Source organism: Microcoleus sp. T2B6 (genome assembly GCF_036700475.1).
In the GTDB taxonomy this organism is placed as follows: Bacteria; Cyanobacteriota; Cyanobacteriia; order Cyanobacteriales; family Microcoleaceae; genus Microcoleus.
Window position 1 is genome coordinate 44,413 of the sequence record NZ_JAUBOZ010000045.1, and the last position, 18,810, is coordinate 63,222.

The 18,810-nt window shown below is 43.2% G+C and carries 13 protein-coding genes; 9 read left to right on the forward strand and 4 right to left on the reverse strand.

Annotated features, from left to right (window positions below):
• Positions 1 to 260: 260 nt before the first annotated feature.
• Positions 261 to 1,022 carry a DUF4238 domain-containing protein gene (locus QUA00_RS19870; RefSeq protein ID WP_333410886.1) on the forward strand — a complete coding sequence of 254 codons (762 nt, stop codon included), beginning with the start codon at positions 261 to 263 and terminating at the stop codon, positions 1,020 to 1,022.
• Between the two features lie 343 nt (positions 1,023 to 1,365).
• Here QUA00_RS19870 and QUA00_RS19875 read toward each other — a convergent pair whose 3' ends face one another.
• Positions 1,366 to 1,773, reverse strand: a complete 408-nt coding sequence (locus QUA00_RS19875) for a hypothetical protein (RefSeq protein ID WP_333304902.1) — start codon at positions 1,771 to 1,773, stop codon at positions 1,366 to 1,368.
• Between the two features lie 352 nt (positions 1,774 to 2,125).
• Positions 2,126 to 3,286, reverse strand: coding sequence for an ISL3 family transposase (locus QUA00_RS19880; protein WP_445300644.1), 1,161 nt, complete (start codon positions 3,284 to 3,286; stop codon positions 2,126 to 2,128).
• A 487-nt stretch (positions 3,287 to 3,773) separates the two neighbouring features.
• Here QUA00_RS19880 and QUA00_RS19885 point away from each other — a divergent pair, with 487 nt between their 5' ends.
• From QUA00_RS19885 to QUA00_RS19900, 4 genes are read left to right on the forward strand one after another with little or no spacing between them, the layout of a single operon-like run.
• The gene (locus QUA00_RS19885; protein WP_333410887.1) at positions 3,774 to 6,185 is read left to right on the forward strand and encodes a dynamin family protein; all 2,412 of its coding nucleotides are present in this window, start codon (positions 3,774 to 3,776) and stop codon (positions 6,183 to 6,185) included.
• Positions 6,182 to 8,398 (forward strand): dynamin family protein, encoded by a 2,217-nt coding sequence (locus tag QUA00_RS19890; RefSeq protein WP_333410888.1) that lies wholly within the window; start codon positions 6,182 to 6,184, stop codon positions 8,396 to 8,398. Before QUA00_RS19885 ends, QUA00_RS19890 begins: the two co-directional genes overlap by 4 nt.
• A 40-nt stretch (positions 8,399 to 8,438) precedes the next feature.
• Positions 8,439 to 9,491, forward strand: a complete 1,053-nt coding sequence (locus tag QUA00_RS19895; RefSeq protein WP_333304897.1) for a diguanylate cyclase regulator RdcB family protein — start codon at positions 8,439 to 8,441, stop codon at positions 9,489 to 9,491.
• A gap of 6 nt (positions 9,492 to 9,497) precedes the next feature.
• On the forward strand, positions 9,498 to 10,505 hold the full coding sequence (locus QUA00_RS19900) for a patatin-like phospholipase family protein (protein ID WP_333304895.1): 1,008 nt from the start codon (positions 9,498 to 9,500) through the stop codon (positions 10,503 to 10,505).
• 589 nt (positions 10,506 to 11,094) lie between these two features.
• Here QUA00_RS19900 and QUA00_RS19905 read toward each other — a convergent pair.
• Both QUA00_RS19905 and QUA00_RS19910 read right to left on the reverse strand, forming a co-directional pair.
• Complete coding sequence (locus QUA00_RS19905) at positions 11,095 to 12,684, reverse strand: ATP-binding protein (protein WP_333410889.1); 1,590 nt, start codon at positions 12,682 to 12,684, stop codon at positions 11,095 to 11,097.
• On the reverse strand, positions 12,681 to 16,604 hold the full coding sequence (locus tag QUA00_RS19910; RefSeq protein ID WP_333410890.1) for an N-6 DNA methylase: 3,924 nt from the start codon (positions 16,602 to 16,604) through the stop codon (positions 12,681 to 12,683). Before QUA00_RS19910 ends, QUA00_RS19905 begins: the two co-directional genes overlap by 4 nt.
• Before the next feature lie 255 nt (positions 16,605 to 16,859).
• Between QUA00_RS19910 and QUA00_RS19915 the strand changes: the two genes are divergently transcribed.
• From QUA00_RS19915 to QUA00_RS19930, 4 genes are all read left to right on the forward strand, one after another.
• The gene (locus tag QUA00_RS19915; RefSeq protein WP_333410892.1) at positions 16,860 to 17,243 is read left to right on the forward strand and encodes a GGDEF domain-containing protein; all 384 of its coding nucleotides are present in this window, start codon (positions 16,860 to 16,862) and stop codon (positions 17,241 to 17,243) included.
• Positions 17,244 to 17,439: 196 nt separating this feature from the next.
• Positions 17,440 to 17,601, forward strand: coding sequence for a hypothetical protein (locus QUA00_RS19920; protein WP_333304888.1), 162 nt, complete (start codon positions 17,440 to 17,442; stop codon positions 17,599 to 17,601).
• 10 nt (positions 17,602 to 17,611) lie between these two features.
• Positions 17,612 to 17,941 (forward strand): hypothetical protein, encoded by a 330-nt coding sequence (locus QUA00_RS19925; RefSeq protein ID WP_333305020.1) that lies wholly within the window; start codon positions 17,612 to 17,614, stop codon positions 17,939 to 17,941.
• A gap of 444 nt (positions 17,942 to 18,385) precedes the next feature.
• Positions 18,386 to 18,655 (forward strand): hypothetical protein, encoded by a 270-nt coding sequence (locus QUA00_RS19930; protein WP_333410891.1) that lies wholly within the window; start codon positions 18,386 to 18,388, stop codon positions 18,653 to 18,655.
• The last annotated feature ends 155 nt before the right edge of the window (positions 18,656 to 18,810 follow it).

Here is an 18,810-nt window from a genome sequence, read left to right on the forward strand (position 1 = left end):
TGTCACTATACTCAGCAGCGATCGCATTAGCATTTTTTAGGTACAAAAGCCTTACTTCCATCGAGCTCGTCATATAGCATAGTTAGCAGTCGGGCGATTACGCTGAAAATATACGGATTTTTTCGATAATGTCCTGTGACAGGGATATCATGCAGAAAAAGTCTTGATAATGTCCGCCATTGGGTAAATATCTCGAAAAAATCTCGATAATAGACCGATTTAGGCATTACCTTGAAAAATATTCCGTACAATAAGTTGTTATGCGACAACATCACATACCTAGATCCATTCTCAGGCACTTTGCAGATGCAGAGGACAAAGTTTGGATGCAACGACGCGGTGGATCACCTGTACGGACTAAGGTGGAAAATGCCGCTGTCAAAAAGAATCAATATAAAACGCTTCACGATAAACGACCTGAATGTTATGAAAAGCTATTGACCAGTTTAGAAAACTGGCTCAAACCTGCTTTGGAAGAAGTCATCTCTGAAGAACTACTTCCGAGTGAATCTGAGCGACAAAAAGAGTTAAGACTTTTTACGTCATTACAATATGCACGCTCTCCAGCTACAAGGGAATTTATGAGCAGTGTTGTTTTACCTCACATTGCTAAAGAATCACCTATGAATATGGAAATACAAGCGCAAATGAAGCTTGCTCCAGAATATGATTTGCCAATGTTTATGGATCTTTACCAAACAGTTTTTAAGGAGCTTGAACAGCTCCCCCTTTTTCTAATTCGTAGTGAAGATGATGGTTTTATCTGTCCTGATGATCCCGTTTTTTTGCAAAGCGATAGTCAAGGAAGAATCATACTAGGACTATTTCCAATAAGTTCTCGGCTGCTTCTACAGTTGGGAGGCTCTAATCGCGACCAAACTTGTGAACCTATTTCTGCAAATGCAGAAGCTATTATTAAATGGAACCAAGACTCAATTTATGACTCTATAGCTGTATATGGTCGATCAAAAGAAGCAGTTGATATGGCAGCTAAAGGTTGGCTAATCCAGAGAGATATATAGTGATTAGTAAGATATTTAAGATATAGAGAAACAGGGAAAAATATCGCAAAGTTTAATTGCCTAATAGTTCTTTGTGAAAGTTTAAAAATTATAGCTGCTTCGGCAAGAGTTAACAATTCCATAATCTCCCTCAACAAAACGATAAGCGCCGTGTTGTGAACTGATTTAGAATCCATTAAGATTTGTTCAAAAGCCAATGCAGCAGCAACGGCTGAGAGTTTTCAGCCAAGGAAGTTCTGAGCTTCAGCTAGGGGTTGGGGTTGATCACCGAGTATCCTCTGCCAGCTCCCATGCGGCGGGCCGCTGAGGCTTTATTTTACCTCTGCTTTGTGGGCGCTCGCTCTCACGAACCCAGCACCTTCAGATTTTTTAAAAAAACCCAAACGTTTTCCCCATTTGGTAGCCGACAACGAAAACCCTCAACGTGATCGATCTCTACGACGGTCAAAAGCTTGCCTTTACATTTTTGCATCAAATCGGAATCCCAACCTTCATAAACAACTTTTGCACCTACGTATTTTTGGCTTTCACCAGGAGAACTTAGTAAATTTTTGAAAACTTGATATTGATCCTCTCCTAATGCACACCAGATGTTGAGTGTATCAATACCCTGCTTTTCAAGTTTGTTCAACTGGCGTTGAACCCAGCCAGCATCTTCTGGGATGTTACTGGCGATCGCATCCTCAATCGATTCGATTGCGTCGATTTCCGCATCGGTTAAATTAGAAATTTTATATTTGCGTTTTTTCATGGTTATGTGTAGCGAACTGCAAAAAGCAGAGGTCAAAACTGCAAAAAGGGGATTTTTGAAACCACATTAACTGCCACTCATCGGGAGTCTCAAAACCACATTCAGTGCAGAAGAAACCACATTACGGGTCTTGGCAACTTTTGGTGATCGGAACCAATCGCGAATGGCGATCGCAGTTTTTCAAACTGCTTCTAGGGAGAGAAAAACCCTTTACATCTTGATTAAAAATCGGCGACTTAATAAATCAATACTAGCGCGACCATACATTTGTCGTTTCAGCATTTTTAATCGATTAATATGTCCTTAAACCGGGCCATTACTTACAGATAAAGTCACACCCGCTTTAACATAATCATAGTTTTTGAATGTCTTCAAATAGTTTTTTTGTATCATAACACTTTTGATTCCATTGTTCAAGGAGATAATCTTTATAGGGATCTAGCTTGCTACGTCGTCGATCGCTACGACCGTTGCGTTCTTGAAATGTTGAATGCCGCAAGTACCGGAACACGGTAGTGCAACCAATACCTAATTTTTTGGCAATTGCTTTTCCTGACAAAGCTTGACGACGTAACTCCCACACTTGTTGATGAATAATAACTCTTCTTTCTCGACGTTGAATCGCTTTTGATACTTCTTTTTTGGTCTGATTTGATGCCGGAGGTAAAGGGACGATTTCAGTTTGATTAGCATCACTGGCTGGGGAACCAGTGTGTAGTTTTTCCACCTCTTTAAGGGTTTTTAGCTGGCTGCCAAATACTTGCGCGAGTGCTTCTGCGAGGTTTTGTAAAATATGAAAACGGTCAGCAACTTGAATGGCATTGGGGGCTCCTTGCAGAACACCTTTTTCATAAGTTCGGGAGCGATCGCGTGAGACTATTTCTACACCGGGATGTTCTTTTAACCAATCGGCTAGGGTTTCGGCTTCACGGTCTTTGAGAATGGCTATGGGTTGACTTTTTTCAAGGTCAACTAATATAGAGCCATAGGTGTGGCGTTTACGAAAAGCAAAGTCATCAACTCCCAGAATTCGAGGGGTTTGAATTGGTGCTAGCGGAATTCTACGCACTAAGTTTAATAGAGTATTGCGACTTAGTTTGAAGCCGAAATATTGGCTTAATCTAACTCCGGCATTCCCAGCTAAAGATAAACCAATAGCTGTTAAATGTTGAGTTAATCGTTGCGTTTTTCTTGCCCATGTTGCTGCTACATCTGTAATTCTTTCCGCAAATATGCGGCGCAGACATCGGGGATTGATACAGAAAAACTTTCGGACATTTAACTGTAAAGTGACTCGAAAATTAGCCCAAGATAAATCACTTAATTTTCGTTTATATTGGCTGTGAATGCGATGACTTACTGCTAAACAAACCGGACATCTGACTGGATTTTGGACAGAAGTGACATTGACTGCGATCTGAGTTGCTGTTTTGTCCAACTCCCAGCTATTTAATTGTAAAATTTCGGGGCTGGGTAGTAAACTGGGAATAATTTCTGCCAATGTAATATTCATTTAGAGTGCTTAATAACACTCAATTATAAGAGGGTTTAAGAATTATTTGGTGAGTACATTTCAATACTACATGAGTGACTGTGTGGCATTGACGATCGCTTGCAGTTGGCTCACGCTACTCTGACATATCTACATGGGTCACAAAGATTACGGAGGTAAGGCGCACAGACAAGGAGTATTGCGATCGCTACTCTTGAAATGACAAGGATGGACTTCGTTCAATAGCCGGACATCTCAGCCGGGACAATATGAGTTTGATGCGATCGCTCTTCGCCATTGGTTCCGATCACCAAAAGTTGCCAAGACCCTTAATCCTGGCTGAAGTGGATGATTGCAGTCTCGGTTGCAGTTAATCCTGGCTCTGTTACAATTAATCCTGGCTGAAACACAATTATAGTTGCAGTTAATCCTGGCTGAGTTTTCTGGGAATTCTAAGAAAAGCTCCTCCCAGGGCTGTATTTCTTCACCACTCAACAAGGCTGACCAAATGACTTCCAATCCGCTCAAGCCAAATGTCCAATATCTGCAAACAGACGTTATCGAGTTACTGGGGCAAATCAGCACCCTGATGTATCGCGCCAGTACAGCCCTTAGCTCAGATCGGGATAGTAAAAAATATGCAGCCTTCAAAAAGGAAGTGGATGATGCTAACCGGAATGTGGACAAACTGGAATTGAGGATGGCCATTGTCGCGCCGATGAAGGCTGGCAAATCTACGATTGTCAATGCCATTGTCGGTCAGGATATCCTGCCCAGCCGTAACGCTGCAATGACAACACTTCCTACTGAGATTGTCTTTAATGCAGAGTTACTAGAGCCAGCTTTGAGGCTAAGTCCTGAAATTTTAACCGTATTCCAAGAAACACTTCTCACTATCCAGTGCCAAATTCGGGAACTAGGTACTGAGGGAATTGGGAAAAAGATGGAGCAATACCCTCATTTAAACGAGTTATCAGAGCAAATTCGGGATGGAAGGTGGGGCTTATTAACCAGTCCAAAGACTTCTGGGCGCGAGCAGATTGTCAAAGCTCTGACAGGTTTAAACGATATTATCCGTCTGTGTAGTTTAATAGCTCCATTAAGCGATCCTTTAGCACAACTTACGGATGTACCTTGCATTGAGACTCCCTTCCGGCGATCTCAAGAAGCTGAGAAATCAGAAAAGCTGGGAAACCTCGCGATTGTCGATACACCGGGGCCAAATGAAGCAGGAGAAAACCTCAAACTAGCAGCGGTAGTAGAAGAGCAACTTCGCAAAAGCTCAATTGTTTTAATTGTCCTTGATTTCACGCAGCTAAAAACGGAAGCAGCAGAAAAAGTGAAGAAGGACGTTCAAAAGGTAATTGATTTACGAGGTAAAGAAAACCTTTACGTCTTAATTAATAAGGTTGACCAACGCCGAGAAGGAGACATGACCCCGGAACAGGTGAGGCAGTTTGTGGCAGCTGAATTCGGCATTGGAGATCCTAGCGATGACGAGCGGGTGTTTGAAATAGCTGGTAGGAGAGCGTTTGTCGCGGCTAACTTCATGCAGGAACTAGAGCTAAATCCAACTGTACCACCTAAACAGATGCAAACAGGACGCGCTTTGGCTCAAGAAGTTTTCGGTATTGATTGGGAAGATGACCTGGAAGACGCAACGATAGAAGAATTACAGAAAAAAGCTCAAAGACTATGGAAAAAATCAGGCTTTGACCTGTTTTTAGAAAAAGCAATAAAGGCACTGATAGAACGAGCGGCTCCTCAATGTATGAGTTCTGCTCTCAAACTCAGTCGTAGCCGACTTGTAGAACTACGGGATGATGTAGAACTCCGCAGTCGTGCCATTGCCCAAGATGCAGAGAAACTACAACGTGAAGTTGGCTCATTAGAAACAGATTTGAAAAGTCTTGAAGCTTGTCGTACACGCTTGCAGGAAGTAGACATAATTAAGACACAACTCAATCGAAATCTCCAAAAAATTCTTCAAGACCTCAAAAAAGCCGCTAAAGTTAGCCTTGAAGACTATTGTGTAAAAGAGGAATATCAACGGTCTGACTGGCTCAAGCAAAAAGATATAGAAGCAAGAAATTGGTTGCTGACTCCACTAGCTGACTTTGAGTTTTTCCCTAAATGGGTTTCTAAACGAATGAAGTCAGCGTTTGAGTTTAAACCTTCTGGATTGTTTGAATTTAAGACTCAAGCAGAAGCAGAAGAATTTGCTAATCAAGCAATTACATACGCTAAGCAAAGGGCTGACAGCTTGCTATCGGGAGTTCGTCAAGAAACAGCCAAAGAAATTGAACTAGCACGCACGGGTTTGTCCAACTTTTTAGAAAAAGAGACAAAGCCCATAATTGAAAGAGCGAGAACTCGTCTAAATGAAGCTTTTAATGTAAATCTTTCGTTACCACAACCTGCTTTAAAAGCTGACGAATTACAGTTGGTTAAACCTCGTGTCAATACTAAAACTCGTTATGTGGATCAGGGATATGAGGAAAAAACAGTAAAAAAACGTGATTTGTGGCATTGGCTTTGGATTGTTCCTTATGAAGAGAAAGTAAAAGTAAAGCGGGCTGACAAACAAGAGAGTTATTACAGTATTTCTTTGGATGAGTTAATTAAGGATGTAAACCAATCCATTGAAACCGGTATTAATAGTATAAGCCAGGGAATAAATAAATACCTTGACGAAGATTTCCAAGAACGAGTTAGTGAATTTTTTAAAGCTCTGGAAGACTATTTAGGTAACTACCGAAATAGTTTAAAACAAGCACAAAATGACCAACGGCTTTCTCTTGAAGAAAAAGAGAAATTGGTGGGCGAACTTAGTTCTTTAGTGCCAGAAGCTACCAGATATGTTGAAAAGGCAGACAACTATCTGAAATACACTATGGAATTGATGGAAAAGACAAAATGAAAGAAAACCCGGTAGATTCTGAGGCGCTGAAATTTCATCTTTGCTCTCTACAGAGAAACGTTATCGAGTTGCTGGGTAAAATCAGCGACCTGATGTATCAGACCAGTGTAGCAGTTGGCTCTGATGAAGCTAGCCAGAAGTATATAAAATTTCAGCAGGAAATTGTTCAAGCTAGCCGTAATGTACAAGACCTAAAACTGAAACTGGCGATTGTCGCACCGATGAAGGCTGGTAAATCCACCATTATTAACGCCATTATCGGTCAGCCTTTACTGCCAAGTCGCAATGCGGCAATGACAATGCTTCCCACTGAGATTTTATTGAATGCCAAACTAAAAGAGCCAGTTTTAATCCTAAGCAGCCAATTTCTCTCAACATTTGAGCAGACGTGGTTGGCGTTGAGGCATTCCATTACTGAATCCGGTATTGAACCAATACTCGAACAAACTAATCAATATCCGCATCTGGCAAAGTTAATACAAACAATATTTTTTCAGGAAAATTTTGCCCTGCTTGCCAAAGCTTCAGGGTGTAAAGCTGTCAACCAAACACTGACTCACCTGAACGATATTAGCCGATTGTGCCACCTAATTACACCACAAATAGAGCCTTTGGAATCTCTCACTGATTTCCCGCGCTTGCACACACCTTTTTGGCGAACTTCTCAGAAAATTGTCCAACCGGAACAGCTTGGAAATTTAGTAATTGTCGATACGCCAGGGCCAAATGAGGCGGGGACACATCGGCTAGCGGCTGTTGTAGAACAACAACTACAAAAAAGTTCAATGGTATTGATTGTTCTGGACTTCACCCAACTCAAAACGCAAGCAGCCGAACAAATAAAAGAAGAGGTACAGAAAGCAATCGAGTTAAGGGGTAAGGAAAACCTGTATGTTTTAATCAATAAAGTTGACCAACGCCGAGAAGGAGATATGACTCCAGAACAAGTGCGGCGGTTTGTGGCATCTGAATTAGGCATCGGTGATGCAGATGATACCGAACGGGTATTTGAAATATCTGCAAGATTTGCATTCGCGGCGGCTAACTTTTTTATGGAGTTGCAGCAGCATCCGCGTATAGCAGTGACCAAATTACAAACAGCACGTCCTTTAGCTCAAGAAGTATTCGGGGTAGATTGGGAAGAAGACCTAGAAGATGCAACGGTAGAAGAGTTACAGCAAAAAGCTCAAAAGCTTTGGAAAAAATCAAGCTTCGCTCCTTTCTTAGAAACAGCAATTGATGCTCTGATTGAACGCGCTGCCCCCCGGTGCATGAAATCAGCACTAAATATTAGTAATAGTCGCCTTTTACAACTTTGTAATGAAGCTCGATCTCTGCCTAGCTCTGTGACCAAACCTGCTAAACGTTTTAGGTCGGAAGCTAGAAGTATAGCTGAGGATTTGATTTTAATTGACCTATGGCGTAAAAGTTTGATTGAGTTGGAGGAAATTAAACCTTTACTCCACGAACAAATTCGGGAAGACTTGGAAATTATCAAGAATAAAACTTTGGTAAATTTGGAAAAATATTTCTTCTATGAAGAGTACCAGCGAGCTAGCGTTATCACAAGATATGCTACATCTTTTTTTGTGAAATTGAATAACTTAGAACGCTTTCCCCAAGCTCATATCGTACAGCGTTTTGGCCGTTGGCTACTATCTAGATTACAGTTTGCTCCCACAGGAGTAGTCTATTTAAAAACTCCTGAAGAGGCAGAAAAATTTTATGATTATGCTTTGAACTATACCAAGGAAAAATTAGATAATTTAATAGAAGTAAGCTCCCAAGATATCAGTATAAAGTTAGAGCAGAAGCGGCAAGAGTTACAAAATAGGTTAGAAGAGGAAATTTCTAAGTTTAGCAAAAAAGTAAGAGACTACTTTCAAAATAACTTTTCTTCAAATAGCAGTTCACCAAATATTTTTATTAAACCAGATGGAATAAAAATTTGGGGAAGTCAATTCAGGACTGAAATCGAGTCAGTAGAGAAATATCAAAAGAAACAAGTAAAAGCGTGGGGTAGATTGAGCTTAATTAAAATGAATCGAACAACGGCGGTTAAATATGCTGTTTCTTTATCAGAACTGAGCGAACAGGTTAACCAATTAATTGAGCAAAGAGGTGAAAGACTAAAGCAGCGGGCTAATGAGTATTTAGAGCAAGAATTTAAAATAGATATGGAAAATCTATTTAAAGAATTAATCCAACTATAGGTACTCCATTAAACAGCACAAGTTAACTGATATCGAACCAATGTCTAATACTTTTTATTCTGAACAATTTGGTTTACAGAAACCCCCCACTGGTTCTCCAAGCCCGTCTACACGCCATCTGGAAGAACTTCAGCACCGAATCCCTGTTGTTGGTGACAAAGCCCTAATTGACCTGGTTAATGGTATTCAAGTCAGTAAAGACATCATCCGCTATCGCAAGAATCGAGGTTTTTTTGGTCGATTGATGGACACATTGGATGGAAGCGATCGCCAACGCCAAATCCTCCTCGATGGCAACCTCATTGCAGGTCAAGAAGCCCTACATCAGTGGGTACTAGAACTGAGTGATTCCCTTCGCATTAGTCAAGTTGCCTTGGAAGTTACCCAGCAATCTTTACTAGAAGCGCGGGATGCCATTCGCCAACAAAAGCGAAGCTTACAAGAACAAAAACAAGCCCTGCTAGCACTCAGCAAACAGTTCGAGCGACTCGCTCAACAAGTTGGTACAAGACTCAACCAATTAGAAGCGCGAGTGCGTTCGTTAGAGGTGCGGGTTGCTGCTAATGAGGATTTAGACAGAATTGTAACAGCTTGGGCAGCAGAACAAACCTATACTAAGCTACCTTGGCCTGTGCAAGTTGTCTTGTTAGCGCGGGAAGTCTTTAGCAGTTCGGTCGCGATCTATGAATTAGAAACTGGCGATACAACCCGGTTTCGTCCGTTACTCGTGAATAAAATACTGTCTACCAGCTTCCAGATGCCTAAAAGTTTTTTTGGGCTGGCTGACTTGTTAGATAGCTCTTGGGGTGAAATGGGAGAGAGCGATCTCGTTCTTACAGCAGCCTTACTAGAAATTCGCTCGGTTCCAAAACATCGGCTCCTGAATACACCCCTTCTGTTTACCATCGGTACAACCCTGGAACTGGCAACCCTTCCAGAAGAAGCTAGACCTGCAAAACCCGGACAGTGCGCTCTGGCACTCTGTCGCACCCAAATTGATTCCATCTCTCGCACCACTGACGCACGGGAATTCGTCACTGCTGTGGTTGAAGAAACTGCCAATGATTGTTTAGCTATGACAGCCAGGAGTTGAAAGAACATGAAATCAGCTACTCCCGACTTTGGACTTGTACTTACTGGTGGCGGTGCTAAAGGAGCCTACCATGCGGGCGCTCTTAAGTATCTTGCCGAACTCGGAATAGAACCCCAAATCATTGCCGGAACAAGTATTGGCGCTCTTAACGGTGCTGTTTTGTCATCTCACGGGTCATTCCAACAGGGTGTTCGTCGTTTGAACGAACTATGGGAACAGTTGGGGACTGCCCCAATCCTTCGCCCGAATACTGGTGCCTTGCTCCATACCATAAGCTACGCAGCCCAAACTTTTGTCCCAACCCTGCGGGGGTGGATGCTTGATTTCCTGGTGTCGGAAGGGATAGTAAAAGACCGTACCGCCATTTTTGACCCAGAGCCAATTGAGCAGCTATTATACGAAGTCGTAAAGCCAGCCCAATTGCAACGGGGCATCGAGTTATGGGTGACAGTCTTTCCTTCTCTGAAAATTCCAGGTTTAGGATACGACTGGTTGATTGATTTCGTCCGCGCTCGTACTGGCACGGATGCCCACTGGCTCTGCGTACAGGATTTGACTGATGAAGAGGCCATCTACAATTTACTTCTTGCCAGTGCTGCCCTTCCTCTGGCATTTCCCAGCCGCGAAGTCAATGGTAAGGCTTATGTGGACGGGGGTTTGGCTGATAATGTCCCGCTAAGAGCGTTGGCAGCGCGGGGCATAACGAGTGCGATCGTCATTCACCTGCAAAACGGGTCGGTATGGAATCGCTACGACTTCCCAGACCAGACCATTATTGAAATTAGGCCAGAACAGCGAATTAACAAGTCTGATACACCGCTCATCGGCTTGGTTGATAGTTGGTTGGACTTTAGCGCCGAACGCATCGCAGAACTCAAACAGCGAGGCTATGAAGATGCTAAGCGTTGCCTTACGCCTATTATCCAAACCTTTAAAGCTGTTAATGACCAGCGTCAGAGTCACAACTCACTGGTTAATTCGACGTGGCGGCTTCTGAATGAGCCACTGCTTTAGAATTGAACTTTGGACAAAACCATCAGGCTAACGGGGGTAAATGAGCAGTCGATACTGTTGGCAAAAGCAATCTTTTATGTAATTAATCGTGCTACAATGACAAGAAATCTTGGCTTTGGGGGTTAGTAATACTCTACGTTAAGATGCCTTGTATTACTTTCGCCAACAGTATCTTCGCTATTTCTGGACCTGCTAGTGGCGATCGCCTTGCTGCTATTTCACCCAGGCGACAATATAGAACCCATTTGACATCTTTTCTTAAAAAATAAGGCGGATAAACAAGCCGTCTCACATAACTCAATAGCCACTTATTAAATAATCTGCTTACAGGTTAATTGTAGGAGACCGCAATCATAATCGCTCAAGACCGCAATCAGGATTTTTCCGAGACCACATTAAATGAAACTGAATCAAAACTTCAGACCAAATTAAGGCTGAAACACAATTATAGTTGCAGTTAATCCTGGCTGAGAAATGTTTTGATTGCAGGTTTGAGCGTTTATGATTGCAGGTCGCTACAACTACTGGTTGTGGTGTCTAGGTTTTCTTGTAGGCTACAAAAGCTAATTGATTTGGTTGCTAGTTCTACTCATGTAGGCAAATCATTAATGAGGCTCTCACATAGACTGATTGCCGATAGGCAATAAGCACTGGCGATACCGACTGTCACTTTGTCACGGGCGGTTGTATGTTGTCCAAAATCAGCTACTTCACGGATATGGTTAACCAAGAGATAGGTGGGCTTAGTGACGTATTTGGAGATTGGATTAAGTTCCTGTCGTGAACCAGTTATTAACTGTAAGATAATGCATTGTGCCCAGGGGCTTGCAGGAAGTTTGCCTCCATCACTAGGAAAGTTAATTGCTTTAGATTGCCATTCAGTAATCCAGCAGTTAGGCAAACTTCGATTAGGTGGTAACTCATGGAACCAGATAATATCTAGAGCGCGATTTACGACACGACGCATCCAATTTGTAGCGTCTACTGGATTTGGGGATATGTCTCGAATTGCTTTTCTAATTAACTCAAACAGATGTGGATCGCAGCCTTGAATTTGGCTGAGCCGTAATTCTAAAACTTCTTGAATGTTTGTCTCAAAATCCTTGTTGGTTTGAAATAAACGGCGTAGCTCTTTGACGCTTGGTGCTCGCAATTCAGCATATTTTTGCATGAGGCGGCAGCTTGATTTAAGTTTATTGCTGGAAAACTGAAGGAAACCACGTTGTTGCAATGCAGTCTTTCGTTCGTGAGGTAGCGTATTTGCGTCTATATCTTCTATAGCTGCTCTAGCTAAATCCTCCCTCATCTCATCCGTACAGTCATCCCATAAATCCTCTAAAAGTTGACGATGGCTAGCAATCATTACCTCACAAACTGTATCAATGTCACTTTTAGTGAGGTTAGTTCCATCTTCAAACTTTTCAGCTAATTCTCTAAGAAGAGCGACCGCAAGAATTGGAATTCCACCAGTCCAATTGCTGACTTCTTTACGGGCAGAATTATCAAGCAAAATATTTCTGACATTCAAAGGCAGCAGAAAGCCATCCCAATCTGAGTCCTCTAATTTTCCCACTAGCAGGGGCATTGGATTAAAAATTTCCCAGAAGTCTGAGACGCGGGAATCTGTTGGCATGAGATCGCGCAGGTTACGCAGATGCAGACGACTACCAGTGACTAGACGCAGACTGCTATGTTGAGCTAAGTTCCTTAGCTGATCCCATAAATTTCTGGTAATTCCTGCCTCTTTAAGAACATGATCAAAGCCATCAAGGATTACAAGTAAGCGATCGCCCTTACTATCCAAATCCTCAAAGACCAAATCTAAAAGCTCGTATATACTGCTGTTCTCATCTGGCTCTAAGTAAGCAGCTAAATCTGAGCTGATTTCGGATAACGTCGTCTTTAACTCTCTAGCAAGGCGTTGTTTGAAATCCTCGTCGGTACTTGGGGGAGAATGTCTTAAGTCAAGATAGACAGCCGCGATATAGGATTCATTACCTTGACGGTATCTCTGTGCCAGATGATGAAGTAAAACACTTTTTCCATATCGTGCAGGACCAACGACACAGACATGATCAGGTGTAGGTTTTAGGAGTTGGCGTTCCAGATTCTTCAGTAAATTTTCACGTCCCAAAAAAGAAGGAACATTTACTCCCAGTACTTGATATGAAATAATCATACTTCCTCCTCCGCCTCTTTCACGGCTTTACGCTGTAGATCAGCAAAATCAACATTTCTCCGAATCCACTCTGCCATCAGGGGAATTGCAAGAGTGTAGGCACCCTGGCGGTCTGACGAGTCAAGTTCTATCAGTTCAAGTTCCCTAAGGAATTCCAAGTCCGCACCCAGTCCAACCCGCCTAGGAATAGGAATCCCCAATTCCTCAAACTTCACCTCAAGTAACTCAAGGTTGACGGGATCGTCCCCTTCAGCCAATTGCTCACAAAGTGCCAAAATTACCCGTCTGCGTTCTTTCCCGGCATATCCCCATAAGGTTTGAAAATGTTCGTTGTCCCCTGCCATTTCCTCAATGGCTTTTTCAATATGTGATGGAGTGATCGTGCGATCGCCAGTTCGGGCGGCATTCTCAAAGACGTGATTGCAGAGTGACTGGACTAAAAAAGGTTGACGAGCACAAAGCTCTACAATGCGATCTCTAGCTTCGGTTAAATAGAGAAGCCTGCCTTCTACGGGCTCAGTGACGAGTGCCCTTGCGGCTTCCACAGGTAAATCGCTAATTCCAATTCGATATCCAATGCCAAACAAAGCCGACCAGTACTCTTCTCGAAGCCGTTTGAGCCTGCGAGAACCTGTGATGATTGCTGATAAATTGGGGTACTCATGCAGCAAGTAACGAATATTTTCTGGAACTTGCGGGCTGGTCACTCCAGAATCAATACCCTCCTGGAGCTTGTCAAACTCATCCAGCATTAGGAGAAGCCGACGGGGTTGGATGGCTTCCAGCACGGATTGTAGATAGAGTTCAAAGGTCTCAAAAGGATGCTCGGTGGAAAAAACTTTGCTTAAGCCTGAGGTAAACTGTGGTTTGAACGGTTTATTGTTTGCTCCTTCGGTTTGCCCAGGCAACCAAACATTAACACCAGCGTCATGGCAAGCCCACCCGATTTTACGAGCCATCAGACGGTAAACATCCTGGGTTTTTATCCCTACCTGGCTCTGATGTCCCTCTGCACCTTGAAAAGAGCAGTCTACTGGAATCCAGTCTGGTAGAACTCCAGGTTTTTGAAGTTGTTTGAGGATAGAGGTTTTGCCGGTGCGTCGATTACCTTCAAAAAGAATTACATTTGCGCGCTTGCTGGCTGAAAGTTGTCCTTTAATTCGTTGAATGACATCGTTTCGACCAAAAAACATTTCTTCCCGGTCAACTGGACTACCCACGATGTAAGGGCTAGTTCCTAACTCACTAGTTAATGCTGAGTTGAGTGTTGATCGAATCGCAAGGGTTAAAGGTACTTCTTCGTGCATAGTTGTCCCATCTAAGCGGGATGCCGTCCATATCATGTTGAAATTGAACGTACCAAATGCCTGCTGCGGTTCTATAAGCAGAGGAAACTTAACCTCACTGCCATCTTGAAGGTATGCTACCTTTCCACTTCCGACTGCTGGGTTAGTCTGAATTTGTAAATTCCTAATTGCGATTGAAGATGCATTTCGGATGTTTAGGGAAACTTCGTTAGGTATCCCAACAACAACGCTTGATGGAGCGAGCCGTGTTGCAATTTCGACTACTGACAAGATTGATTCAACCTCACGAGCAATTAGCTTAGTCACATTAAGACTAACTTCTCTTGCTCTTTCCACTACAGCAAGAGAGGTACTACCCAGCAATTCAAATGCATCTCTCATCCTACGATGAGCATTTTCCAACACTGCTACACGACCTGTTCCATCCGGAATTTCATGAAACCCTCTAAGAGAAGCAGCAGCAGTAGCGGCAGTAACTAACCAAGGTATAATCTCTGGAGAGAACGTTCCTTCTAGCCCATGCACTACTCGGTTTCTAAGGTCATAAAGTTCTTTACCAAAGCGATCAAACCACAGTGGCTCTGCCCTACTTCCGGCTTGTTCGGTTTCTGCGATCATTCGCACTACTTTGGACTGTTCAAGCCAGTTCAACACAGGGTCATCACTAGTACCCATCACCATGCGAACCAAGGCACTTAGAGCATCTGAAATCCGTCCTTGAGTACCTTGCCACAGCCGAGCTTGCATTTGAAGGGGGGGTACAGGTATTTTCAGATCCCTTAAAGCCTCCATCGAAAGATGCTGAATAGTGGCACCACGAGCGTGCCCCTTCAACCAAGATTGGTAGGCAGGAGAACGTAAGAGTTCAGCTAGAAATTGAGCCGTAATACCTTTTCTAGGGCGAATGACGGCAAGACCCTGTGTCGCGATCGCACCTATTGTTCCAGCAATATCTGAAATTAAACCAACTTTACCGATCGTCCCTGATTTTGTAACAACAATATCAAAGGGACGCAGGTAGTGCTTCTCTTTAGCCTTAGCTTCTCCAGCTTTAGTCAGAAAGAGTTCTGGAGCTTTAGCACCAGCACCTATCACATCAGAAACCCGAAGCAGCCCTGCTACAGCGTCAGGGGCTTTAGCATCTTTCGTGCTAATAGACTGGTTATAAGAAATTCCTGTGAAAATATCAGCAATTTGCTGAAGCGATCTCAGCTTAATAGTTGGATCAGTTTCAGTTAGGGCTTTTAACTGTTCAGCTAAGGCATCATCTCCTGTTCGCTTTACAATCAGTTCCCAGTCTCGCTGAGCAAGAGTGGTGATTGAAGTGCTCCAAAGATGTGTACTAGATTTGCCATCATGAAATGTCTGAGCAACTCGCTTTGCCAATAATTGTTGTTCACTAGGTGAGAAGAGTTCTCGTTTTCGTAGTCCAGACGGAAAATCTTCGACTAAGAAAAAGCGCACAGAAGAAGCAGGCTCCTCACGTCGAAAGACTATGAGGTTAGAGTTAAGTCCAGTAAATGGGGTAAAGGCACCTGAAGGTAACGCTAGAATTCCTTCAACATAGAAGTCAGACAGTAGCCGTTCACGAAGTTGTTTTTCGGCACCTGCACGAAAGAGAATTCCATCTGGAAAGGCTACGACGGCTCGACCACCTGGACGCAGAGAAGCCATAATGTGTTGTAGAAAAAGTGCTTCTGTGGTTGAGGTAGGGATTGGGAATTCATTTCGATAAGCATAGGCAGATGATCGTTGTCCCCAAGGTGGAACCGCCAAGATTAGATCGAACCCTTCAGAAGCTCGGTTATGGCGCACTGTTCTCTCTAAAGTGTCGCCGAGTTCAAGCCGAGGGCAATCAATGCCTGCTAGAACAATGCGGGTTAGTCCAACTGCGTAGGCAACAGGGTTGATTTCGACCCCAAAAATGCTATTCTCCTGAATCCCCAACCAGTTTCGGGGAGGAAGAAACTTAGCTTGATCCTGCAAGTGACGAGTACAAGTGACAAGCAATCCGCCCATACCAAAGCAAGGATCGTAGATACGATCGCCTGGTTTCGGATCGGCAAGTGCAACCATAAGATCAGCAACTGGTTGTGGGGTGGTAAATTGCCCTGTACTTCTACCACCCATAGAGTCTGAGATCAAAGCTTCTAGGATAGTTCCAGCATTAGCGCGATCGTCTGCTGAGTCAAAAGGCAAAGAATCGATCCAGCGAAAAAGCTCGAAGACTGGTTCTAGGGTAGTTAATGATTCAGATTGCTCAACTCCAATTTGTTCAAGAGCAATACCGATGCGGTAAAGCTGTTGCCCAAGGGGTGTTGAAATAGCAGATTTTAAAGAGGGAACAAGATTGTATTGAAAGATTTTGATAAAGATTTGAAAATTTTGTTGGCGCAATTTAGACCAACGTAAATAGTCCGGTAGTGCATTTGTGTAATGCAATCCATCAAATTCAGCGATTGCATTTTGTTCTTCTTCGTAAAAGTCTACCCACCGTAAGAATAATAGAGCAGCAGCATGAACTACAGCATCAGGAAATCTTCCGACTCTGTGGTAGCCGTTGAGTGCTCCTCGTAGCTCTTTGACTAAATCTCGCTGTTCTAAAGGGTTCATCCAGTAATCTTTAACTCATTTAGGGGCAACAATCATGATGGCAAGAGGGTTTTGAGTTTTGCAATGACTTCAGCCGTTAAAGTCGGTGGGGCTTTGCCAATAAACTCGGCATTGCGGGTTTGCCAATCTAGAGATTTGATTTGGTCATATCACTTGTATCCGATAGGGATTGAGCCGAGATCCGATACTGTTGGCGAAACATTTCTTAACATTAGGACTGACTAAGAACGCAAGCCACAGTCCAGATTTGCAGAAATTGATGAACTAACCGGCACTGCTACTCGGCGTAAATCCATTCAGGAACTAGGGCGATTATTACATCTGGGAGAACATCAAAATCAGCCATTGTGTTTTATTCTGGATTTAGATCGCTTCAAGCACGTTAACGATCGATACGGCCATGAGGCAGGAGATAGAGTTCTTTCCGTTTTGGGAAAACACTTAAAGCAGTTCTTTCGGTCTGATGATATAGTAGGTCGTTGGGGCGGCGAGGAATTTGTTTTAGGTATATATGGGATAACGCGAGATTTGTGTGCAAAGCGGCTGAATGACTTCCTAAAAACCTGGGGCGAGCAGAAGTTTACTGCTGTTAATAATCAGACATTTCAGGTGACTTTCAGTGCAGGGGTGGTTGAATAACATGAGTCTAATAGCATAGTACCACACTATTCTGCCCAATTGTTCTGGCGTATAAACAGATTTATCGGTATTAGGATGGTGGTAATAAAAGCGAGCGCGGGGCAACAGACTAATTACCAGCATTTCTCCCACCAACCTATTCAACTCTTAGCCAATACCGAACTGCACCAACTGGCTTGCGTCGTGCAATGCTCCGATGCCGAGTACCCAAGGCGACCTGTACACCAACGGGATCGCTCCTGGCTGGCCTAAAAATAGCGAAGCTGTCATCAACCGCAAAGTAGCACTTCAAACCCTTACCAGACGCGGGAACTCTGCTCAACCAACTCAAGAGCGATCGCAAAAAGTCCAGGGCTGATTTGGCAGATGTGGAGGCAATTTTAGAACTGTTGCCAGAGATGCCAGCACAACAGCCAGAGCTACCCGACCTCTATGCAGCGAGGGATAATCTTTTTGAGATGCCCTCTGTGGGTGGGTGGAAGTTTAGGAAGGGTGAGAATCGCGGTCGCTTCTATGCTTTTGCCTCTGCTCTAATTGCAGAGGCCTCAAAACTTGACCAAAATTACACCATAATCCAGCGCTTGCAATCTGACCTCAAGCAAGCAACCGAGCGGTGCGACGGATACGGCAACCAGTTGAGAGAAAAGACAGAAATTATTCGCAAGCTGGAGGCAAATCTAGGACAACGTCCGTTTTAGGTATTCAACCGATAGATTGATATGCAATAGCTGAAAGGCTATCACTTGGCGGCTATTAAAAAAGCAGCCTTAACAGCCTATTCGATTAGTTCTGCTTGCTCAATTGTGAAAGTACAGCTTGCTCTAAATGACACGAGTTACAAGCTTATTCCTTGAATTGGGATTGTAGAGCTTGCTGTTAAATTATTAAATTGATCTTAAGTGTACCGGAACAGTAAAAAACCTCAAAATTAACTTTTTGAGACTGAGTTTTCATGAGTTTTTTTGCATAATTTTGCATAAATTTGAGTTTTTGTGAGTTTTTTTGAGTAAAACTATGCAAGCTCATCTTGAATTATTAGCTGAAGTCGAGGCAGTATTTGCAACTAAAAACTCAAAATAATGCAAATTTATGCAAAATTATGCAAATTTATGCAAGCTGGGAAAGTAAGGAAAAGAACAGGGATGAGCGATAGCAAGCAATGTTTTTGTGATCACAACTTGGCTTTAAAACAGCAAGGCTTGTGCGTTCTGGCGATCAAACTAATGCAGGCTGCAAAACAACTGCATCAATCGGTACTGACTCCCATGCAATACGATCGCGCTTGTCCTTGTAAGCGGATTAGCATAAACTTCTACAGGCGCACATACGAAAAGCAGGTATGGGCAGTAGCAATAGCAATGTTGGGCGATATATTTATACAGATGCGAGGAAAGTTACAGCCGAGTGAATGAAATGGATGGTGCGATCGCAAATCGCTCGCTCCTACAACCGCTTTCTCAGCACAAGCGATCGCTGTACTCCCGAAATAGCTCACGCCCTTCAACGAGCGCCGAACATTAAATTAAAGTCGCCACATCTCAATTATTCGCTATTCGCGAATGTAGAA